This window comes from Bradyrhizobium sp. CCH5-F6 (genome assembly GCF_001556045.1).
GTDB lineage: Bacteria > Pseudomonadota > Alphaproteobacteria > Rhizobiales > Xanthobacteraceae > Bradyrhizobium.
In genome coordinates this window covers 116201-137002 of the sequence record NZ_LSIC01000200.1, presented here as the reverse complement: position 1 = coordinate 137002, position 20802 = coordinate 116201, and the positions used below count along the sequence as shown (strand labels likewise).

Annotated in this window: 19 protein-coding genes; 7 read left to right on the top strand and 12 right to left on the bottom strand. The window is 66.2% G+C overall.

Annotated features, from left to right (window positions below; genetic code table 11):
- The coding region (locus tag AX729_RS35640) for a DUF1236 domain-containing protein (protein ID WP_061029220.1) at window positions 1-289 on the top strand (289 nt) is incomplete at its 5' end.
- 186 nt (window positions 290-475) lie between these two features.
- Here AX729_RS35640 and glyS read toward each other — a convergent pair.
- From glyS to AX729_RS35610, 6 genes are all read right to left on the bottom strand, one after another.
- The gene (gene glyS, locus AX729_RS35635; protein ID WP_061029217.1) at window positions 476-2575 is read right to left on the bottom strand and encodes a glycine--tRNA ligase subunit beta; all 2100 of its coding nucleotides are present in this window, start codon (window positions 2573-2575) and stop codon (window positions 476-478) included.
- Window positions 2575-3510 carry a glycine--tRNA ligase subunit alpha gene (locus AX729_RS35630; RefSeq protein WP_061029215.1) on the bottom strand — a complete coding sequence of 312 codons (936 nt, stop codon included), beginning with the start codon at window positions 3508-3510 and terminating at the stop codon, window positions 2575-2577. Before AX729_RS35630 ends, glyS begins: the two co-directional genes overlap by 1 nt.
- A gap of 212 nt (window positions 3511-3722) precedes the next feature.
- Window positions 3723-3914, bottom strand: a complete 192-nt coding sequence (locus tag AX729_RS35625; protein ID WP_061029212.1) for a hypothetical protein — start codon at window positions 3912-3914, stop codon at window positions 3723-3725.
- A 104-nt stretch (window positions 3915-4018) separates the two neighbouring features.
- Window positions 4019-4927 carry a S49 family peptidase gene (locus tag AX729_RS35620; protein WP_061029209.1) on the bottom strand — a complete coding sequence of 303 codons (909 nt, stop codon included), beginning with the start codon at window positions 4925-4927 and terminating at the stop codon, window positions 4019-4021.
- 214 nt (window positions 4928-5141) lie between these two features.
- Entirely contained in the window at window positions 5142-5906 is a 765-nt protein-coding gene (locus AX729_RS35615; protein WP_061029207.1) for a tRNA1(Val) (adenine(37)-N6)-methyltransferase, read from the bottom strand.
- Window positions 5899-6126 carry a putative signal transducing protein gene (locus AX729_RS35610; RefSeq protein ID WP_061029205.1) on the bottom strand — a complete coding sequence of 76 codons (228 nt, stop codon included), beginning with the start codon at window positions 6124-6126 and terminating at the stop codon, window positions 5899-5901. Before AX729_RS35610 ends, AX729_RS35615 begins: the two co-directional genes overlap by 8 nt.
- A gap of 128 nt (window positions 6127-6254) precedes the next feature.
- On the opposite strand from AX729_RS35610, the gene AX729_RS35605 reads away from it, so the two are divergent.
- The 5 genes from AX729_RS35605 (at window position 6255) to AX729_RS35585 (ending at window position 10923) form a co-directional block, all read left to right on the top strand.
- A complete protein-coding gene (locus AX729_RS35605; RefSeq protein WP_061029253.1) occupies window positions 6255-7262 on the top strand; it encodes a polyprenyl synthetase family protein in 1008 nt (335 codons plus the stop codon).
- A 323-nt stretch (window positions 7263-7585) separates the two neighbouring features.
- Complete coding sequence (locus AX729_RS35600) at window positions 7586-8101, top strand: winged helix-turn-helix transcriptional regulator (protein WP_061029203.1); 516 nt, start codon at window positions 7586-7588, stop codon at window positions 8099-8101.
- A gap of 1 nt (window position 8102) precedes the next feature.
- Window positions 8103-9365, top strand: a complete 1263-nt coding sequence (fabF, locus tag AX729_RS35595; protein ID WP_061029201.1) for a beta-ketoacyl-ACP synthase II — start codon at window positions 8103-8105, stop codon at window positions 9363-9365.
- Between the two features lie 48 nt (window positions 9366-9413).
- On the top strand, window positions 9414-10052 hold the full coding sequence (locus AX729_RS35590; RefSeq protein ID WP_061029251.1) for a LysE family translocator: 639 nt from the start codon (window positions 9414-9416) through the stop codon (window positions 10050-10052).
- On the top strand, window positions 10045-10923 hold the full coding sequence (locus AX729_RS35585) for an alpha/beta fold hydrolase (RefSeq protein ID WP_061029199.1): 879 nt from the start codon (window positions 10045-10047) through the stop codon (window positions 10921-10923). The genes AX729_RS35590 and AX729_RS35585 overlap by 8 nt, the downstream gene beginning before the upstream one ends.
- Window positions 10924-11026: 103 nt before the next feature.
- On the opposite strand, the gene AX729_RS35580 is transcribed toward AX729_RS35585, so the two are convergent.
- From AX729_RS35580 to AX729_RS35570, 3 genes are all read right to left on the bottom strand, one after another.
- Window positions 11027-11911, bottom strand: a complete 885-nt coding sequence (locus AX729_RS35580) for a 4-(cytidine 5'-diphospho)-2-C-methyl-D-erythritol kinase (protein WP_061029197.1) — start codon at window positions 11909-11911, stop codon at window positions 11027-11029.
- A 28-nt stretch (window positions 11912-11939) separates the two neighbouring features.
- Window positions 11940-13736, bottom strand: a complete 1797-nt coding sequence (locus AX729_RS35575) for a tetratricopeptide repeat protein (RefSeq protein WP_061029195.1) — start codon at window positions 13734-13736, stop codon at window positions 11940-11942.
- A gap of 288 nt (window positions 13737-14024) precedes the next feature.
- Window positions 14025-15686, bottom strand: coding sequence for an electron transfer flavoprotein-ubiquinone oxidoreductase (locus AX729_RS35570; protein WP_061029193.1), 1662 nt, complete (start codon window positions 15684-15686; stop codon window positions 14025-14027).
- 136 nt (window positions 15687-15822) lie between these two features.
- On the opposite strand from AX729_RS35570, the gene AX729_RS35565 reads away from it, so the two are divergent.
- Window positions 15823-16638 (top strand): uracil-DNA glycosylase, encoded by an 816-nt coding sequence (locus AX729_RS35565; protein ID WP_061029191.1) that lies wholly within the window; start codon window positions 15823-15825, stop codon window positions 16636-16638.
- A gap of 128 nt (window positions 16639-16766) precedes the next feature.
- Here AX729_RS35565 and AX729_RS35560 read toward each other — a convergent pair whose 3' ends face one another.
- From AX729_RS35560 to AX729_RS35550, 3 genes are all read right to left on the bottom strand, one after another.
- Window positions 16767-18275 (bottom strand): glycosyltransferase family 39 protein, encoded by a 1509-nt coding sequence (locus tag AX729_RS35560; RefSeq protein ID WP_061029189.1) that lies wholly within the window; start codon window positions 18273-18275, stop codon window positions 16767-16769.
- Between the two features lie 203 nt (window positions 18276-18478).
- Window positions 18479-19351 carry a ribonuclease HII gene (gene rnhB, locus AX729_RS35555; protein WP_061029249.1) on the bottom strand — a complete coding sequence of 291 codons (873 nt, stop codon included), beginning with the start codon at window positions 19349-19351 and terminating at the stop codon, window positions 18479-18481.
- A gap of 142 nt (window positions 19352-19493) precedes the next feature.
- Window positions 19494-20657 carry a PA0069 family radical SAM protein gene (locus AX729_RS35550; protein WP_061029187.1) on the bottom strand — a complete coding sequence of 388 codons (1164 nt, stop codon included), beginning with the start codon at window positions 20655-20657 and terminating at the stop codon, window positions 19494-19496.
- Window positions 20658-20802: the final 145 nt, after the last annotated feature.

Below are 20802 nucleotides of genomic sequence, written 5' to 3'. Positions count from 1 at the left end.
GGCGCAAAGCGGCGTCACGGTCGGACGCGCGCCCGCCGTGATCGACGGCGGCCCGACCATTGCGGTCGAACATCGGCCGGCCTTCCGTGAATATGTCGTCGAGCAACGTGTGCCGCCCTTCCGGATTCCGGATCGCGTGGTGGTCGGCACCACCTTACCCGAAAGCGGCGTCACTTATTATGACGTGCCGCAACGCTTCGGGGCCACCACCTATCGCTACACCGTCGTGAACGGCGAGACCGTGCTGGTCGAGCCGCGCTCGCGCCGCATCATCGAGGTGCTGGACTGATCGGCTGACGGAGATCGACTAGATGTCCGGCGCGCCAAATCAGGCTGGCGCGAGCAGTGTTGAACGGACATCAGGCCCCGCCCGTCCTCCCCCCGCCGGGCGGGGCATTTTTTTAAGCACCGTCCTTCCGGGGCGCGTGAAGCGCGAGCCCGGAATGACAGCTGGTGTTTGCCGCGCGAAACGCGCTCAATCCTGGATCTTCGAGAAATCCGCCACCGCGCGCGTGGCGCTGCGGATCTCATTGAGCAGCTTCAGGCGGTTCTCGCGCACCTTCGTATCGTCGTCGTTGACCCGAACCTTCTCGAAGAATGCATCGACCGGCGGACGCAGCTTCGCCATCGCGCTCATGGCGGCGGCAAAGTCCTCCTTGGCCACGGCGGCGCCGGCTTCCGCCGTCACCTCGCCGATCGCTTTCGCCAGCGCCTTCTCCTCGTCGAGGCTGTAGAGCGCGGCATCCGGCGCGCCGTCGAAGCTGCGCTTGTCCTTCTTCTCCTCGATCGAGAGGATGTTGCTGGCGCGCTTGGTGCCGGCGAGCAGGTTCTTGCCGTCGTCGCTCTCGAGGAACTTGCCGAGCGCCTCGACGCGGCGGACGATCATCAGGAGATCATCCTGGCCGCCGAGCGCGAACACGGCGTCGACAAGATCGTGCCGCGCGCCCTGCTCGCGCAGCTGGACCTTGAGGCGATCGGCGAAGAAGGCGAGGAGGTCGCCCGGAAGCTTCTGGGCGTCGGTCGACTTTGCTGACAAGTCAGCGAGTGCGGACGCCGCCACCTTCATGAGCGACAGACGCAACGCGTTCTCAGCAATCAGCCTGATCACGCCGAGTGCCGCGCGCCGCAGCGCATAGGGGTCCTTGCTACCCGTCGGCTTCTCGTCGATTGCCCAGAAGCCGACCAATGTATCGAGCTTGTCGGCAAGCGCCACCGCGACGCTCACCGGATCGGTCGGCACACGATCGGCAGGGCCCTGCGGCTTGTAGTGCTCCTCGCAGGCGGCAGCGACGGAGGCGTCCTCGCCCTGCGCCAGCGCATAGTACTTGCCCATCAGGCCCTGGACCTCAGGGAATTCGCCGACGACTTCGGTCAGCAGATCCGCCTTCGCCAGATGCGCAGCACGGGTCGTCTTTGCGACGTCGGCGCCGACCAGCGGCGCGATCTCCGCGGCAAGGCGCTCGATGCGCTTGATGCGTTCGGCCTGGGTGCCGAGCTTCTCGTGGAACACGATCTGATCGAACTTCGGCAGCCGATCCTCGAGCTTGGTCTTCAGATCGGTCTCGTAGAAGAACTTCGCATCGCTCAACCGCGCGCGGATCACGCGCTCGTTGCCGGCGATGATGGTCTTGCCGCCGTCGGTGGCCTCGATGTTGGCGACCAGGATGAACTTGTTGGCGAGCTTGCCCGTTTTGGGGTCGCGCACCACGAAGCACTTCTGGTTGTTGCGAATGGTGGCGCGGATCACCTCTGCGGGCGTCGCCAGGAACTCCGGCTCGAACGAGCCCATCAGCACGACCGGCCATTCGACGAGGCCGGCGACCTCGTCGAGCAGGTTCTGGTCCTCGACCAGCTCGAAGCCCTGCGCAAAGGCGAGCTGCTTGGCGTCGGTGATGATCGCGTCCTTGCGGCGCTCGGGATCGAGCACGACCTTGGCGTCGAGCAATTTCGCTTCGTAGTCCTCGAAGCGGCGTACGGAAATAGCCGCGGGCGCGAGGAAGCGATGGCCGTAAGTGGTCTGGCCGGCCTCGATGCCATCGACCTCGAACTTCACGACGTCAGGCTCTTCGGTCTCGAGCCCAAAGGTTGCGGTAATCGCATGCAGCGGGCGCACCCAGTTAAGCGAGCCGGGTTTTCCGGACCGAGCACCCCAGCGCATCGATTTCGGCCACGGGAAGGTGCGGATGATGACGGGCAGGATTTCCGCGAGCACGTCGATCGCGTCGCGACCGGGCTTCTCGATCAATCCGATGTAGAAATCACCCTTGGGGTCGCGCTGGATCTTGGCTTCATCGAGCGACTTGAGGCCTGTCGCTTTCAGAAAGCCCTGCACGGCCGCGTCGGGCGCGCCCACTTTCGGTCCGCGACGCTCGGTCTTGAGGTCGGGCTGGCGCGCAGGGATTCCGTGCACGGTGAGCGCGAGGCGGCGCGGCGTCGCGAACGCCTTCGCGCCCTCGTAGACGAGGCCTTCGGCGACGAGCTTGTCGGTGACCATGCGGCGCAGATCGTCGGCCGCCTTGGCCTGCATGCGCGCGGGGATTTCCTCGGAGAAAAGTTCAAGCAAAAGATCGGGCATCAGGCCGCTCCGCCCGCTTCAGTGTGGATCCAGGCCTCGCCGCAGGCCTTGGCCAGCTCTCGCACACGAAGAATGTAGCTCTGCCGCTCGGTCACGGAGATCACACCGCGCGCGTCGAGCAGGTTGAAGACGTGGCTGGCCTTGATGCACTGGTCATAGGCCGGCAGCGCCATCAGATGCGCCTCGCGTTTATCGTCCTTCCAGCCGGCGTCGAGATATTTCCGGCACGCCGTCTCCGCCATCTTGAACTGCTCGAACAGCATCGCGGTGTCGGCGACTTCAAAATTGTGCTTCGAATATTCCCGCTCGGCCTGAAGGAAAACGTCGCCATAGGTGACCTTGGCATCGCCTTCGCGTCCGTTGAAGTTGAGGTCGTAGACGCGGTCGACGCCTTGCACATACATCGCGAGCCGCTCGAGGCCATAGGTGAGCTCACCTGCGACCGGCGCGCATTCGAAGCCGGCGACCTGCTGGAAGTAGGTGAACTGACTCACCTCCATGCCGTCGCACCAGCATTCCCAGCCCAAACCCCACGCGCCCAGCGTCGGGCTCTCCCAATCGTCCTCGACGAAGCGGATGTCGTGCACGGCGGAATCGATGCCGATCGCGGCGAGCGACTTCAGGTACAACTCCTGAAGGTTCGGCGGCGATGGCTTCATGATCACCTGGAACTGGTAGTAGTGCTGCAGCCGGTTCGGGTTCTCGCCATAGCGGCCGTCCTTGGGCCGACGCGAGGGCTGCACATAGGCCGCGTTCCAGGGCTTTGGCCCGAGCGCGCGCAGCGTGGTCGCGGGATGGAAGGTGCCGGCGCCCATCTCCATGTCGTAGGGCTGCAGGATCACGCAGCCCTGCTCGGCCCAGAACCGCTGGAGCGCGAGGATGAAGCCCTGGAACGAGCGTTCCGGGCGCATATGGGCGGGCAATGAGGCGTCCATCGTCAGATCGGGCTCTCGCGGGGGGTTTTGAATCGCGCGGGACCGTATCGACGGCGGGGATGGGAATCAAGGCGAAGGGGGCGGATTCGGCCGTCATTCCGGGGCGCCCGCAGGGCGAGCCCGGAATCCATTGCGCCGCTTGCTCCGTGGTTCGATGGATCCCGGGTTCTCGCTTCGCGAGCCCCGGAATGACGATTGAGCGGAGAGCCCCCCTAACCCGGCCGGTAAGCTCCGGTCACGGGGTCACGCTTCAGCGTCTGGATGTCCCCCATGCGGGCGGCTTCAGTGACGCGCGACAGGCGCATCTCCTCCAGCTCCTGGTTGATCCTGACGGCGGTCTTGCAGGCCCAGCGGACCACGGCAAGCCCACCCAGGACGCCTGCGAAAGCGACGAACGGCGGCATCGGTCGATCCTCGTCTAGTGCTCAGCCCCCACTTGCATTGTTGCGCAGACGGGCCTGCGCCGCAATCGGAGGGTCGGGGGCCAAATGGCGCGGCACGGCGCCGCCTAGAACCCGAATTTCGCCCAAATGGCGCGCGTCTCGACCGCCGAGATCAACTCATCCGGCAGGCTGGCCATTGATTCCAGGGCTGAAAGCTGCCCCGCGCCGGGCGATTTCCGCCCCAAAAGGCCGGAGAGCAGCCCGGTCGGCTGCGCGATCACGGGGGTGAGAACCTTCTCGCCATAGCGGGCACGAAGAGTTGAGCGGAGATCGCCGATGCTGTCGGCGAGCCCCAGGCCGACGGCGCTGTCGCCGGCCCAGTATTCCCCCGTGAACAGCGTGTCGTCCGCTCCCTTCAGGCGAGCGCCGCGGCTCTCCTTGACCAGCGAAATGAAGATCTGGTGGATCTCGCGCTGGATCGCCTTCAGCCTTGCGACGTCGTCAGGATTTTCGGGAAGGAAGGGGTCGAGCATCGCCTTGTGTTCGCCGGCAGTATAGAGGCGCCGCTCGATGCCGAGCCGCCTGATCGCCTCCTGGAAGCCAAAACTGCCGCCGACCACGCCGATCGAGCCGAGGATCGAGGACGGATCGCAGATGATCTCGTCGCCCGCGCAGGCGATCATGTAGCCGCCGGAGGCCGCGACGTCCTCGACGAAAACGAGCACCGGCAGCTTCTTCTCCGCCGCGAGCTGCTTGATGCGCAAGTAGATCTGGCGCGACTGCACCGGCGAGCCGCCAGGAGAATTGATCACCAGAGCCACGGCCTTGGCGTGGCGATAGGAGAACGCGCGCTCGAGCACCCGCGCGACGCCGGCGAGCGTCAAGCCGGGGCGCAGCGGCGTCACCGCACCGATCACCCCTGACAGCCGCACCACCGGCACCACGGCCGTGCCCGGCCGGAAGCGCGCCGGCAGATATTGCATGAGCTTGTCGGCCAGGCCGGAACTCTCTCGATCGTTCAATTGTTCGGCCATGCCGTTACCTCTGATTAACCATTTCTTATCACGCGAGTGTCATTGGAAGTGCCCGTAACGTGTTTTGCAGATTTCCGCTTGGGAAGCTGCAATGAGGCAGCGGAGAACACCATGAAAATCTACCTGCTGATGCTGCTGATCGGGGCGCTGTTCATGGCGATCAGGCTGACGACGCCACAAGAGCAACAGCCGGAATCGCTTCCGCGGTAAGCCGTCACGGTTCCCCCAGCGGCAACGCCGCTCTCCCCTCCAGAATTGCCGTCACATCGTTCTTGAGCAAGCGCGACCCGTCGTTGAGAATTAGTCCCGGCAGCAATCGCGTCGGGGCCCGGCCGCCTTTCACCGCGCGCACCAGCACGCGGATCGCCGGCCGCTCCGCTTCGCCGTGAACCGGCAGGATCGAGAGGCTGCCGAAACCGCGCGACAGCGCCGCCAGAACATCGCCGATTCCATCTGCACGCCAGATCAACGTCAGCACACCATTCGATCGGAGGACGCGCCGCGCCGCATGCACCCACGCATGCAGCGTCTCCTCCGTCGCCACATGCGCGGTATGACGCGCCCGATCCGGCGAGCCGCGATGCCGGGCCGGATCGTTGAAAGGCGGATTCATCAGCACGACGTCGACGCTGTCGGGCGCAAGGCCGCTTGACGCGAAGGCCTGCGGCTCGGCCGTGACGTCGAGCACGATCGTCTCGGCGGCTATCGCATTCGCCTGCGCATTGCCGCGCGCGAGCTCGGCCAGTTCCGGATCGATCTCGACGAGGCTGAGCCTGATCCCGGGGATGCGACGCGCCAGCGCCAATCCGGCCGTGCCGACGCCGGCGCCGAAATCGACCACGCGGTCTCCCGCCAGCGCGTCGGTCGCCGCCGCAAGCAAGATGGCGTCATGCCCGGCGCGATGGCCGGATCGCATCTGTTTCAGCCGCAATTGCCCGCCGAGAAAGGCGTCCTCGGTAATGTCTGCGGCCTCAATCATCGCCACGCAGTTCGTGGCTGAGGCCGGCATCGGTGAGCAGCTGGCGGGCCTCCTGGGCGTCGTCCTCATGAACCAGGATCCGCCGCGGCAATATGCCGAGCGAGCCCTCGATGATGCTCATGTTCTGGTCCAGCACCAGATGATGGATGTTGGCACCGTCGAGCAGCGCGCCAATCGCCGACACCAGCACCATGTCGTTGGTCCGAACCAGTTCACGCAAACGCAGATCTCCTGCCTGAAAGGGGGATGCGGCAAATGTCATGGTTCCGAGGTCTTGCCGCGTCCGTCGCCAGTTTCTATTGTCTTTCCATCAGAATAGCCCTTCCGGGGCAAATATTGGAGACCGGCGTGGCCGTCATCGTACCTTTCGAAACTCCCGGCGCGTCGATCGAAGAGCTGGTTGCCCTTGTCGCCCCTGACATGGAGCGCGTCAACGCCACGATCCTGTCGCGGACCGGCTCCGAGGTGACCATGATCCCGGAGGTTGCCAACCATCTGATCTCCTCCGGGGGTAAGCGGCTGCGGCCGATGCTGACGCTCGCGATGGCCAACCTCGCCGGCTACACCGGCGACGGCCATATCAAGCTCGCGGCCTCCGTCGAGTTCCTGCACACCGCGACCCTGCTCCACGACGACGTCGTGGACGAGAGCGAGATGCGGCGCGGCAAGCTGTCGGCACGGATGCTCTGGGGCAACGAGGCCAGCGTGCTGGTCGGCGACTTCCTGCTTGGGCAGGCCTTCCGCATGATGGTCGAGGTCGGCTCGCTCCGCGCGCTCGACATCCTCTCCGCGGCAGCCGCGACCATCGCCGAGGGCGAGGTGATGCAGCTCGCCGCCGCCAAGAACACCGCGACCACCGAGGACGAATATCTCGCCGTGATCCGCGGCAAGACCGCCGAATTGTTCGCCGCCGCCTGCGAGGTCGGGCCCGTCATCGCCAACCGCCCGAAGGCGGAGCAGACCGCCTGCCGCTCGGTCGGAATGAATCTCGGCATCGCCTTCCAGCTCGTGGACGACGTGCTCGACTATGGCGGCAAGAGCGCCAAGCTCGGCAAGAACACCGGCGACGATTTCCGCGAGGGCAAGATCACCCTTCCGGTCGTGCTCGCCTTCCGCCGCGGCAACGACACCGAGCGCGCCTTCTGGATCCGCGCGCTGGAGCGCGGCGAGATCGGCGACGGCGATCTCGATCACGCCATCGGCCTGATGAACAAGCACCGCGCGCTCGAGGATACGCTGAGCCGCGCCCAGCACTACGGCGCCATGGCCGTCGACGCACTCGCGCTGTTCCCGTCCTCGCCGATGAAGAGCGCGCTGGAGCAGGTCGTGGCGTTCTGCCTGGCACGATCGCATTAGGGTCTGCACACTGCCTCCCACGATGTCGTCCCGGCCTAGTGCGCGACTGCGCACGGGGACGACGCTGTTGGAGTAGCGTCCGCGACTGCATCGACACGTCATTGCGAGCGCAGCGAAGCAATCCAGAATCCCTCCGCGGAGACGGCCTGGATTGCTTCGCTGCGCTCGCAATGACGGCGTAAGGCGCGACGGCACCGCTCGCTCCCGTGTCCAGCGACTGCTCTTCATCTCATCACCAGAGCCCGGGCCTCGCATGTTCCGCGCGATCAGGCCCGCAGCCTAGTAACTTGCATTTTAAAAGTTACTGCCCTAATCTCCCGCATATGCAGCCCAAATCGCCCTCCATCCAGGAATGCCCCGTCGGCCGCGCCGTGGAGACCGTCGGCGAATGGTGGAGCATCCTGATCCTGCGCGATGCGTTTCAGGGCGCGACGAAGTTCGACGAGTTCTCGCAAAGCCTCGGCATCGCGCCGAACATCCTGTCGCGTCGGCTCGCCCATCTCACCGCGAGCGGCATGTTCGTCCGGCGCCGCTATCATGAGCGCCCGCCGCGATACGAATATGTGCTGACGGACAGGGCGCGGGATTTCTTTCCGGTGATCGTCGCGCTACTCGCCTGGGGCAACAAGCATCTCGCGCCCAAAGGGGAGTCCATCCTGCTGGCGAACCGGAGCGACGTACGCCCGCTCGATCCGGTCGTGGTCGACGCCGCCGACATGCGCCCGATCACGCTCGCCAATGCGGTCGTCATCGCGGGGCCGCGCGCCAGCCGCGGCATGCGCGCGCGGCTCGCTTCGCTCAAAGCCATGAACCCGGCCGTTGCGCCGGCTGGAGACTGACATGCGTCGTATCGTCGTGACGGGAATGGGCGCCGTGTCGCCGCTCGGCTGCGGTGTCGAATTGTCCTGGCGGCGGCTGCTGGCCGGCCAAAGCGGGCTGCGTCCGCTGCCGCAATGGTCGGAGGCGCTGCCGGCACGCATCGCCGGCCTCGTGCCCGACAAGGCCGATGACGCCGAAGGCGGCTTCGATCCGGCGCAGGCCGCGGCGCCGAAGGACCAGCGCAAGATGGACCGCTTCATCCTGTTCGCGCTGCTCGCCACCGCGGAAGCCGTCGCGCAAGCCAGATGGATGCCGCAGGACGCGAGCGCGCTGGAGCGCACTGCGACGATCATCGCCTCCGGCATCGGCGGCTTTCCGGCGATGGCGGAGGCGGTGCGCATCACCGAGCATCGCGGTGCGCGCCGGCTCTCGCCGTTCACGGTCCCGTCGTTCCTCGCCAATCTCGCCGCCGGCCAGGTCTCGATCAAATACGGCTACAAGGGTGCACTGGGCACGCCGGTCACGGCCTGCGCCGCCGGCGTGCAGGCGATCGGCGATGCCGCACGCATGATCCGCGCCGGCGAAGCCGATGTCGCGATCTGCGGCGGCGCGGAGGCCTGCATCGACATCGTCAGCCTCGGCGGCTTCGCCGCGGCACGCGCACTGTCGAGCGGGTTCAACGACGAGCCCGCGCGCGCCTCGCGGCCGTTCGATCGCGACCGCGACGGTTTCGTGATGGGTGAAGGCGCCGGCATGCTGGTGATCGAGGCGCTGGAGCATGCACTGGCGCGCGGCGCGACGCCGATCGCGGAGATCGTCGGCTACGGCACGACCGCGGACGCCTATCACATGACGTCGGGTCCGCCCGATGGCGACGGCGCCCGCCGCGCCATGGAGATCGCGCTTCGGCAGGCAAATCTCTCGCCCGCGGATGTGCAGCACCTCAACGCTCATGCGACCTCGACGCCGGCCGGCGACGAGAGCGAGCTCGGCGCGATCGCGGCGCTGTTCGGCCGTAACCGCGGCATTGCCGTCAGCGCGACCAAATCGGCCACCGGCCACCTGCTCGGCGCCGCCGGGGGCCTGGAGGCGATCTTCACCGTGCTTGCCTTGCGCGACCAGATTGCGCCGCCGACGCTCAATCTCGAGAATCCGGATCCCGGCGCTGATGGCATCGACATCGTTGCCGGCGCAGCGAGAGCGATGCCGATGCAAAACGCCATCTCGAACGGGTTCGGCTTCGGCGGGGTGAACGCCAGCGTGATCTTCCGCCGGATGGGCTGAGCGAAGAAGACTTGCAATCGCCGGTCGCTCCGCTACGAAAACAGGATGATCCTCGAAACGAACTTCTGGCTATTCCTGGCCGCAGCCTGTCTGATTGCCGCCGTTCCGGGCCCCGGCATTTTCTACGTGGCGGCACGAACCCTGTCGGAGGGGCGCGGCAGCGGTTTCGCATCGACCGCAGGCACGGCGCTGGGCGGGCTGGTGCACGTGGTCGCGGGCGGCCTCGGCATCTCCGCGATCATCCTTGCCAGCGCGGAGCTGTTTGCCGCCGTGAAATTCGTCGGCGCGCTCTATCTCGTGTGGCTCGGCATCAAGACGTTTCGCAGCGCCGGCCGCGCGCTGTCGCTTGAGAGCGAGCCGATCGGCGACAAGCGCGCATTCCGCGACGGCGTGCTGGTCGAGGCGCTGAACCCGAAGACCGCGGCGTTCTTCCTCGCCTTCATTCCGCAGTTCCTCGGTCCCTCGGGAGCGAACCCGACGCTGCAATTCATCATGCTCGGTGCGATCTCGGTCGCGCTCAACACGCTCGCCGATGTGGTGGTGGTGGTGGTGCTGATGGCCTCCGCAACACGCTCGCAGCTGATCGGACGGCCGCATTTGATGCGGCGCCTCACCCAAAGCTCGGGCGTCTTCATCGCCGGCCTCGGCCTCTCGCTTGCGCTGGCGCGGCGGCCGGCAAATGGCTAGCGCCCCGCAAAGCCGCTTCTACGAATCGCACGGCCTGCGGCTGCATTACGCCGACTGGGGCAATGACGGCGCGCCACCTCTCCTCCTGGTCCATGGCGGCCGCGATCATTGCCGGAGCTGGGATCACATCGCCCGCTCGCTACAACCGCATTTTCACGTGCTCGCACCCGACCTGCGCGGTCATGGCGATTCCGACTGGACCCGGGGCGGAAGCTACGCGCTGACGGAATATGTCTACGATCTCACGCGGCTCGTCCGCACCATCGCGGCGCCTCGAGTCACTCTCATCGGCCATTCGATGGGCGGCATGGTCAGCCTGATCTTTTCGGGCTCGTTCCCCGAGCAGGTCGCGAAGCTTGTCGTTCTCGACGGCGTGACCATGTTGCCGGATACGCCAAAGCCGCCGGCGCATGAGCGCATCGGCAAATGGGTCGGCCAGCTCGACAAGCTGCACGACCGCACGCCGCGCCGCTATGCAACCCTCGAGGACGCCGCCGCGCAGATGGTGCTTCACAACAAGCGGCTGTCCCGCGACCTCGCGATGCATCTCGCCACCCACGGCGCGCGGCAGAACGAGGACGGCACCTACAGCTGGAAGTTCGATCCCTACCAGCGTGCCTCTGCGCCGCACCGGCTCTGGCCGGACGATCACGTCGAGCTCTGGTCACGCATCGCTTGCCCGACGCTGCTGCTCAATGCGGGCGAAAGTTTTCTGGGCGGCGCCAGGGCAGCAGGTCTGGAGCGGTACTTCTCGCAGGCGCGCATCGAGACCATCGCGGGCGCGGGACACTGGCTGCAGCACGACAAGCCGCAGGAGGTATTGGGCAGGATCCGGCAGTTTCTCGGGCTCGACGAGGATGGTGCGGGATAGTCCCGATCCATAGCCCGCATGAGCGCAGCGACATGCGGGACGCCGAGGGAATCCCGGATGTCGCTTCGCTCATCCGGGCTACTCAGGGTCGTCGGAGAAGGATCTAGCTCAGCATCCCAGCATGCACCCACCAGCCGGGGTGACCGCGCCGGATCTTTTCGGCGGCGGCATGCGCTTCAGCAGGCGCGCCATAGATCGCAAAGCACGTGGCACCCGAACCCGACATGCGCGCGAGCTTGACGCCGGCGGATTCCCGCAAGGCTTCCAGGACCTCGCCGATGACAGGCTCGATGCGCATCGCAGGCGCTTCGAGGTCGTTGGCCACCGTTTCGAGAACCTCGACCCAATCGGCGATCGAGGCGCCCTTCTCCGGCCAGGCCGGTGCGCGGATGACGTCGGTGACGCCGACCAGAAGCTCGCCGTTGCGCAGGCCCAGCGCCTGGAACACGTCCTTTGTGGCGACCGGCACGCGCGGATTGACCATGACGCAGGGCATGCTCGGCAGCGCGAGCGGCAACAGCTGCTCGCCGACGCCGGTCATGTCGCAGGCGCGCGAGACGAGGCACACCGGGACGTCCGCGCCGGTCGCGAGCGCGACCTTCTGCAAGCGCGGATCATCGAGCGACAGATCGTTGAGACGCGCCAGGAGCCGCAGCGCCGCCGCGGCATCGGCCGAGCCGCCGCCGATGCCGGCGGCAACCGGCAGCACCTTGTCGAGCGTGAAGGCACCGAGCTTCAGGTTCGGCACCGCCTCGGCCAGAAGCCTGGCGGCTTTCAGCACCAGATTGTCGGCGGTATCGCCGCAAGCCGCGGCCAGTGGTCCGGTGGTGGTGAGCTTCAGCTGTGCGCCCGGCTCCAGCGTGAGCCGGTCGGCACAGTCGGCGAACGCAACCACGCTTTCGAGATCATGATAGCCGTCGGCACGACGACCGACGACGCGAAGGCTCAAATTGACCTTCGCCCGTCCCTCTTCAATCAACGCCGGCATCGGCGACACGCCCCCAACTTCACCCGGTCTAGCCGCCCTTGCCGTCGTCCTTCTTCTTCTCGGCCTGCGCCGCGGAAGAGTTCGAATTGTCGTCGACGAGTCCGTTGGCGATCTTGGCCTCGATCTTCGGCAATTCTTCCGGCTCGGGCTTGAGATCGCGCGCATGCGACCACTGGAATTTCGCTTCCAGCGTGCGGCCGACGCGCCAATAGGCGTCGCCGAGATGGTCGTTGATGGTGGGATCTTCGGGCTTGAGATCGATCGCGCGCTCGAGGTGCTTCACCGCCTCTTCGTAGTTGCCGATGCGGTAGTAGGCCCAGCCGAGGGAATCGACGATGTAGCCGTCGTCGGGACGCTGCTCGACGGCGCGCTTGATCATCTTCATGCCTTCGTCGAGATTCACGCCCTGGTCGATCCAGGAATAGCCGAGATAGTTGAGGACGTGAGGCTGGTCAGGCTGGAGCTCCAGCGCCTTCTTCATGTCGGCCTCGGCCTTGGACCACTGCTTCGAGCGCTCCTCGCAGATGCCGCGATAATAGTACCAGACGCTGTTGGCCTTGTCGTTGCCGGCCGGCAGCACCTCGATGCCTTGCGAATAGGTCGCGCCGCAGTCGCCGAACCTCTTGCGGCCGCGCTCGATGTTGCCGAGCGCCATGATGGCTTCGAGATCCTTGGGATCTTCCGCCGTGACGCCCTTGAGGATCTTGATCGCCTCGTCGGTGCGGTCGGCGGAATCGAGGTCGATGGCGAGCTGGATCTGTGCATTGCGCTTGAGCGGCGAGGTGGCCGGCACGCGCTCGTAGACCTTGATCGCCATCTTCGGCCGCTTCACCGATTCATAGAGGTCGGCGAGCGAAAGCAGTGCCAGCGGATGGCTCGGCTGCAAATAGAGTGCAAGCTGGAGGTAGACCAGCGCCAGATCCTCACCGCCGCGGCGGGTCAGCGTGGCACCGATGCCGTAGAGCGCCTCAGCGGCGCCGGCCTGCGCGGAATCGACCAGTGGCGGCATCTTCTTGCCGGCCTTGGTCTCACGCAGGCCTTCCTGGATCAGCGGATGGCGCGCGAGCTTCTTGTCGAAGGCCTGGTAGACTGTGATTGCGGCGGCGGAATCCTTGTTGCGCGACAGCCAGCGCGCGTAGGCCTCGGTGACGCGCAGCATGGAATCGTCGAGCTTGTAGGCGCGCTCGAAGCGGGTGCCGGCGTCCTTCTCCTTGCCGGCGAGCTCAAGGATCATGCCGGTGTGAAGGTCCTTGAACAGCGGATACCATTCCGGACCTGCCAGCTTGTCGATGGTGGCGACGCCGCCCTTGGAATCGCCTGCACCATAGGCGGCCCAGCCCGACAGCAGCGTGGCGACGAGATCGGTGATCGGGCCGCGGATCGACTGGTTGATGTTGGTCTGGGCGGCCGCGTACTTCTTCAGCTTGAGATCGTGCACGCCGACGACGAGACGCGCGACGCGGTTGGTCTTGTCGATCGTGAGGATGCGTTCGGCGAGCTTGACAGCCTCTTCGATGTCGCCGTCGGCGACCGACGAGATGAAGGCACGGTCGAGCAGCTCGTTGTTCTTGGGATCTGTGCGGAGCGCCGAACGGTAGAATGCGGCGGCGGACGCCGCGTCACGCTCGACACTGGCGTGGCGGGCGGCGAGATAGCTGCCGGCACCGGTGAGCGACTTCAGATCGTTTCGGGTCGGAAACTGTGCCGCCGTGTCGGCCGGATGATCCGGCGTCTGCGCCAGGACCTTGCCGGGGACCGTCGCGATCGCTGTGCTCATGAGGGCGATGGCGGCAACTGTCCAGCGGTTGAAACGATTTGAAAACATCAGGGCTCGCCTTGAGTTGGTAGTGCCTGGGTTTGCAGCGGAAGGCCGTATCGCATGCGAACGCGGCCGGTGGCATCGGGACCCGGAACCGTCGGGCCGACAATGCCGCTTTTGGCGCTTCGCCGCAAGGATTCGGACCGGGCGATCCCGCCGCACTGCCCCAAATCGGCCAAGTGAAGCCCGCAACAGCCCCAAGACGCCGCTACTATGGCCTTATCGTGGCCGCGGCGGCTGGCCGCAGCCGGATCCTCACGCGAACGTGCGCCAAATCGCCGGCGTGACCCGGCCTCACATCGCCTCGTAATTCGGGCCGCCGCCGCCCTCCGGGGGAACCCAGGTGATGTTGCCGTTGGGGTCCTTCACGTCGCAGGTTTTGCAGTGGACGCAATTCTGGGCGTTGATCTGGAAGCGCGGGCCAGCCCCCTCCTCGATCCACTCATAGACGCCGGCCGGGCAATAGCGGTTCGAGGGACCGGCGTACACGTCGTGCTCCGAGGTCTTCTGGAGGTTCATGTCGGTCACCTTCAGATGGATCGGCTGATCCTCCTCATGATTGGTGTTGGACAGGAACACCGACGAGAGCTTGTCGAACGAGATCTTGCCGTCCGGCTTCGGGTAGTTCTTGGGCGCGTGCTGCTTGGCTGGATCGAGCGTGGCGCGATCAGGCTTGGCGTGCGACTGGGTGCCGAACAGCGAGGCGCCGAACAGCGTGTTGCACCACATGTCGAAACCGCCCAGCGCGACGCCGAGCACCGTCCCGAACTTCGACCACAACGGCTTGACGTTGCGGACCAGGAACAGATCCTTGCCGACCGACGAGGACCGCCAAGCGTCCTCGTATTCGACGAGTTCGTCATTGCTGCGATCGGCGGCAAGCGCGGCCGCGACATGCTCGGCTGCGAGCATGCCGGTGCCCATCGCATTATGCACGCCCTTGATGCGCGGCACGTTGACGAAGCCGGCAGCACAGCCGATCAGCGCGCCGCCGGGGAAGCTGAGCCTCGGCACCGACTGATAACCACCCTCGGTGATGGCGCGCGCGCCGTAAGCGAGCCGCTTGGCGCCCTCGAAAGTGCCGCGGATCGAGGGATGGGTCTTGAAGCGCTGAAATTCGTCGAACGGCGAGAGGTAGGGATCGTCGTAGTTGAGATGCACGACGAAGCCGACAGCGACGAGATTATCGTCGTAGTGATAGAGGAACGAGCCGCCGCCGGTCTTCATATCGAGCGGCCAGCCGAAGGAATGCTGGATCAAGCCCTTCTGGTGCTTGGCGGGATCGATCTGCCAGACTTCCTTGAGACCGATGCCGAATTTCGGCGGCTCGCTCTTGGCATCCAGCGCGAATTTGTTGATGAGCTGCTTGGTCAGGCTGCCGCGGGCGCCTTCGGCGAACAGCGTGTACTTGCCGAGCAATTCCATGCCGCGGGTGAAGGAGTCCTTCGGCTTGCCGTCGCGGCCGACGCCCATGTCGCCGGTGGCGATGCCCTTGACCCTGCCGTCCTCGTCATAGAGCACCTCCGCGGCGGCGAAGCCCGGATAGATCTCGACCCCGAGCGCCTCGGCCTTGCGCGCCAGCCAGCGGCAGACATTGCCGAGCGAGCCGATGTAGCAATGGTGGTTGTGCATCAGCGGCGGCATGATGAAGTTCGGCAGCTTGATCGCCCCGGCGCCGGTCATCCAGAAGAAGCGGTCGTCCTTCACCTGCGTCTTCAGCGGACAATCGGAATCCTCGCGCCAGTCCGGAATGAGCTTGTCGAGCCCGGCTGGATCGATCACGGCGCCGGAGAGAATGTGCGCGCCGACCTCGGAGCCCTTCTCCACCACGACCACGTTGAGATCGGCGTTGAGCTGCTTCAGCCGGATCGCCGCGGCGAGACCCGAGGGGCCGGCGCCGACGATGACGACGTCGAATTCCATGGATTCGCGCGGGGGAAGTTCTTCGGTGCTCATCTGATCTCAGCCCTCGAGACGGTCCTTCATCGTTTGCGCCCCCTTGTTTCCGATTTTTCCGGGTAGGACAACCTCGGAAATGCGTTTCGCCCGGGTGCAAGGCGGCCTAAAGTGAACTAATAGTCTGACTTTCCAAATGATCCCCGAGCCCGCACCCACCGTCCGAGAGCTGCTCGCCTTCTATCTGGAGGCCGGTGTCGACTGCGCGCTCGCGGAGGAACCGATAGACCGCCTGGCGGAAATCGATGCGCCGCTGGCGGCCCCGCGCGCGGCGCCGCCAGTCGAGGCACCGCGGCCGGTTGCAGCGCCCGCGATCATGCGGGGCGAAGCCGCGCCTGCACCGGACGTCGCCATCGCCTCGGCGCGCGAGGCCGCGCGCACCGCGCCGACGCTGGAAGTACTGCGCGAGCTCATGCAGAATTTCGAGGGCTGCGCGCTGAAGCACACCGCAACGCGGCTCGTGTTCGCCGACGGCAATCCGCAGGCGAGGATCATGTTCGTCGGGGAGGCGCCGGGCCGCGACGAGGATATCGAGGGACTTCCCTTCGTCGGACGCAGCGGCAAGCTGCTCGACCTCATGATCGGCGCGATCGGCCTCAACCGGACCAGCGCCTACATCGCCAACGTCATCCCCTGGCGGCCACCCGGCAACCGCACGCCCACGCCGCAGGAGACCCAAATCTGCCTGCCCTTCATCCAGCGCCATATCGAGCTCGTGAATCCGGACGTGCTGGTGACGCTCGGCAATCCCTCGACGCAGACTTTGCTCGGAACACGCGACGGCATCATGCGCACCCGCGGACGCTGGTTCGACTACGAGACGGGTGGACGCACCATCCGCGCGCTGCCGACGTTTCACCCGGCCTATCTGCTCCGCTCACCATCCTACAAGCGATTGGCCTGGCAGGATCTGCGGTCGATCGCGAAGGTGTTGGCGCAAGGCGCGACGTAACCACATGCGCGGCGTCATTCCGGGGCGCGGCAAAGCCGCGAGCCCGGAATCCATTCATCCACCAACTCTGCCGCTCGATGGATTCCGGGCTCTCGCTTCGCGAGCCCCGGAATGACAACGTGCGTGGCCTAAGTCCCCTTCGGCCGCACGATGGCCCAGCCGATGCGGAGCAGCTGCTGGCGGCCCGTCACCAGCCATTCGAAGGCGCGCGGGACTTCCGGCACGATACCCGGGAAGCGTCTGAGGATCTCCGGTGGCGGCGTGCCTGCGGTGTCGGATGCGCGCCACACGACGACGCCACCTGTTTCGTTGAACTTGGTCTGATTCATCCACGGCGTGCGCGCGGGGTTGGCGTCGATGAAGAGATGCGGCCGCCCCGAATGCAGCGCGATCAGGCTGGCGAGCTGGGTCTCGCCGGCGACGGCGCGCAGGCGATGGTTGGTGCGACGGGCAAAGCTCTCGTCGAAGAAGTCCGAGATCGCGCGCGCCGGCATCGAGGTCGCAATCTCGTTGGCGCCGGTCCAGGGCAGGAACAGGACGGCGAGCACCACGCCGGCGGCGGGTGCGACAACGGCGGCGGCCCATACCATGCGCAGCATCCGCGCGCGGCGCATCGCGATGAGATCGCCGGCCGCGACGACCACGGCGAGCCCCGACATGACCAGCACGACGCCGGCGCCGCCGACGACGGAGTCGAGCCCCAGCAGGCCGGAGACCAGCACCGCGCCGAGCGGCGCGGCCAGCGCGAAGAAATAGACGAAGTTGCGCGCGAGCGGCTCGACCGGCGGGCGGTAGATGATCGGCGGCTCCTCGCCCTTGCCGGCGAACAGTCCGCTGTTGAGAAAGGTCAGGGCCGGGATCGCCGCCGCCCCGAGCACGAGCCCGCCGAGCAGCCACGCCGCGTGAATAGCGCGAGTGTTCAACTCGGCGACCTGCGGCAGGGTCGGGAGAACCAGCGTCTCGGCCCGCATCAGCCAGACCGCGTAGGGCAGCGCCAGCACGGCGACGACGATCAGTGCAAACAGCGGATCGAGCCCGCGCAGCGTCCTGCGGCCACGGGCAGTCGAGACCGCGAAGACGACGATCAGCCCGAGCAGAAAGATCGCCGCGGGCGTCGTCAGCAGCAAGAGGCCTGCTTCGATCGACCAGGCGAACCAGGCATTGCCGCGGCGCTGGCCGATGATCTGCCAGGAATGCAGCAGCAACAGCGCCCAGAGCGGCCGCGCCAGCACAAGCGGTCCGAAATCGAGCGCAGGCGAGGAGAAGGCCAGCACCGTCATGGTCAGCAGCACGGCGAGCACCGCCTGCTGCGAGCCGATCACGGCGCGGGAGAGATGGTAGAGTGCGATGAAGGTCGCGATCTCGCAGAGCTGGGCGAGGACATAGACGCCCAGCATGTGGCCGCCGGCGGCACGATAGGCGATGTCGGCGAGCCAGACCGGCAGCGGCGGGCCGAGATCGGTGCCGACCTGGTATTCCCTGCCGAAGGCCAGCAGCGTCGCGAGGTTGCCGGGCGGGCTGCGGTAGAACACCAGCGCCACGAACAGCCACATCGCGGCCTGGAGCAGCACGGCGATCCAGACGATCAGCCGCGGCCGGGCGCGAATGAGCTCGATGACCAGGGAGGTAAACCGCATGCAACGTCCGAAAGATGCAGCCAACCGTCCAGCCGGCCCTATTCGCCCACGAATACTTTGATAAGGGGCACTGCGCGTCGTGGCAACGTCGGTCTGCAACCTCTCCCCGTTCTTGCGGAGTGACGCACAAGGGCTGTTGCGCGGCAAGCTCGTCATGGCTGGGCTTGTCCCGGCCATGACAAGGCGGAAGCTGCGGGGCGGCTCTAAAGATTCGTGGAAGCGCTGATCTCGATCTGGGCGTCCACCTGCACCTCGACCTCGGCGACGGAGAACAAGTCCTGCACCGGCTCGACCGTCCAGGGCATGTGCTTGGCGCGGGCGGCGGCGACGGGGGCGAAGAAGCTGCGGTGGTGAATGGAGGGGCCGAGCCGGTCGAGCGCATCGAGATGTTCGGGCACGGCGTAGCCCTTGTGCTGCTCGAAGCCGTAGCCGGGGCAATCCTGCGCGAGCGCGCACATCAGCCGGTCGCGCGTCACCTTGGCGACGATGGACGCCGCTGCGATCGACAGCACGATACCGTCGCCGCCGATCACGGCTTCGCAATCGCATTCGGTGTCGAGCCGGTCGCGGCCGTCGACGAAGACGTGCCTAGGCGGCTCGGGCAGCGCCACCACGGCGCGCTTCAGGGCCCACAGCGAGGCACGCAGGATGTTGTCGCGGTCGATCCGCGAGGGCGAGGCGACGGCGACCGAGACCTGCGCGGTGGCGCAGATCTTGTCGAACAGCTTCTCGCGCTCCTCGGCGGTCAGCCGCTTGGAATCATCGATGCCACGCGGGATGCGGTCGGGGTCGAGAATCACAGCCGCCGCCACGACGGGGCCCGCCAGCGGGCCGCGGCCGGCCTCGTCGCAACCGGCAACCGGCCAGATGCCGCGCTTGATCAGTGCGCGCTCGCGGCGAAAGCTCGGGGGAGCAATGGCAATGATGCCTTTCTTGCCGGCCGGAACCTTCGGAGCCTTGGCCGCAGGCGTCTTAGCCACAAGCATCCTGGCCGCCTTGGCAGGCGCAGCCTTCTTCGCGGCCTCCGTTTTCGGCGCGTCTGTGGCTGGGTTCCTGGCGGACTTGTCCCGAATCATGGCCGGGATCGTGCGCAAGGGGCTTCGCCAGCGCAACCGGGAACCCAGGATAATTCCCGTTATTCAGGCCGGCCGCCTACTCCGCCAGATGCACCCGGCGATCCTCGCCCACCTCGATTGGACCTCGCTCGCTCTGCCCGTCTCAGAACAGGCTGAGCTGATCGCCGTTCCGCTTCGGCCGCGCGAAGTGATCCGTGGTCAGCCTGGCGCGCCGCTTGTTGAGGCCGAGCCTGTCGCAGGCGATCTCGAACCGGCGGCCGATGGTCCAGGCCATCGGGCCGGTGCCCTTCATCCGCTCGCCCCATTTCGCATCGTAGTCGCGCCCGCCGCGCATGTCGCGAATCAGGGTGAAGACGTGGCGATAGCGGTCCGGATAGTTCGCCATCAGCCATTCGCGGAAGAGATCGCGCACCTCCAGCGGCAGCCGCAGCAGCACATAGGAGGCTTCCTTGACGCCGGCATGGGCGGCGGCATCGAGGATGCGCTCGATCTCGGAATCGTTGAGCGCGGGGATCACGGGCGCAACCATCACGGTGGTGGGAATGCCGGCCTCCGAAAGCAACTTCAGCGCCTCCAGCCGCTTCGGCGGCGTCGAGGCCCGGGGCTCCATGGTGCGCGCCAGCTTCGGATCGAGCGAGGTCACCGAGATCGCGACCTTGGCGAGGTTGCGCTTGGCCATGCGCGCGAGAATGTCGATGTCGCGCATCACCAGCGCCGATTTGGTGACGATGCCGACCGGATGGCCGGCGCGTTCCAGCACCTCGAGGATACCGCGCATGATCTTCCGCTCGCGCTCGATGGGCTGATAGGGATCGGTGTTGGTACCGATCGCGATCATCCGCGGCTCGTAGCCAGAGGCGGCGAGCTCCTTCTCCAGCAACGCCGGCGCCTCGGGCTTGGCGAACAGTTTCGACTCGAAGTCGAGCCCCGGCGACAGGCCGAGATAGGCGTGGGTCGGCCGCGCGAAGCAGTAGACGCAACCGTGCTCGCAGCCGCGATAGGGATTGATCGAGCGGTCGAAGCCGATGTCGGGTGAGTCGTTTCGGGTGATCACCTTGCGCGACGTGTCGACTGCGACCGTGGTCTTGAACGGCGGCAGCTCTTCCAGGCTTTGCCAGCCATCGTCGAAGGCGACGCGGGCTTCGGCCTCATAGCGGCCGCTGGCATTGGATTGTGCGCCCCGCCCTCGCCTGCGCACGCGGTCGATGGCGACGCCAAGCTCGGGGAAATCTAAAGGCGCACCCGCCGGCTCGGAGGGCGCCGTGACCGGCGGGTGCTTGAGAGCATGTGAAGATGCTGGACTCATGGAGCCAAGATAACACGAGAAAGGAACAAATCAAGAACACAAACGAAAATCGTGAAAACAAACCCATGCACAGTAACCGCCCAAAGTTCGGGCGCACGCCTTTGACATCACGCAACACCGTTGTCACCGCGTTCCGATTTGATCC

Coding starts and splice junctions, on each gene's coding strand:
- rnhB (WP_061029249.1), bottom strand. CDS start 19,351: ATGATTCGGGACAAGTCCGCCAGGAACCCAGCCACAGACGCGCCGAAA.
- glyS (WP_061029217.1), bottom strand. CDS start 2,575: ATGCCCGATCTTTTGCTTGAACTTTTCTCCGAGGAAATCCCCGCGCGC.
- AX729_RS35630 (WP_061029215.1), bottom strand. CDS start 3,510: ATGGACGCCTCATTGCCCGCCCATATGCGCCCGGAACGCTCGTTCCAG.
- fabF (WP_061029201.1), top strand. CDS start 8,103: ATGCGTCGTATCGTCGTGACGGGAATGGGCGCCGTGTCGCCGCTCGGC.
- AX729_RS35560 (WP_061029189.1), bottom strand. CDS start 18,275: ATGCGGTTTACCTCCCTGGTCATCGAGCTCATTCGCGCCCGGCCGCGG.
- AX729_RS35615 (WP_061029207.1), bottom strand. CDS start 5,906: ATGATTGAGGCCGCAGACATTACCGAGGACGCCTTTCTCGGCGGGCAA.
- AX729_RS35580 (WP_061029197.1), bottom strand. CDS start 11,911: ATGCCGGCGTTGATTGAAGAGGGACGGGCGAAGGTCAATTTGAGCCTT.
- AX729_RS35625 (WP_061029212.1), bottom strand. CDS start 3,914: ATGCCGCCGTTCGTCGCTTTCGCAGGCGTCCTGGGTGGGCTTGCCGTG.
- AX729_RS35570 (WP_061029193.1), bottom strand. CDS start 15,686: ATGAGCACCGAAGAACTTCCCCCGCGCGAATCCATGGAATTCGACGTC.
- AX729_RS35620 (WP_061029209.1), bottom strand. CDS start 4,927: ATGGCCGAACAATTGAACGATCGAGAGAGTTCCGGCCTGGCCGACAAG.
- AX729_RS35565 (WP_061029191.1), top strand. CDS start 15,823: ATGATCCCCGAGCCCGCACCCACCGTCCGAGAGCTGCTCGCCTTCTAT.
- AX729_RS35575 (WP_061029195.1), bottom strand. CDS start 13,736: ATGTTTTCAAATCGTTTCAACCGCTGGACAGTTGCCGCCATCGCCCTC.
- AX729_RS35585 (WP_061029199.1), top strand. CDS start 10,045: ATGGCTAGCGCCCCGCAAAGCCGCTTCTACGAATCGCACGGCCTGCGG.
- AX729_RS35550 (WP_061029187.1), bottom strand. CDS start 20,657: ATGAGTCCAGCATCTTCACATGCTCTCAAGCACCCGCCGGTCACGGCG.
- AX729_RS35600 (WP_061029203.1), top strand. CDS start 7,586: ATGCAGCCCAAATCGCCCTCCATCCAGGAATGCCCCGTCGGCCGCGCC.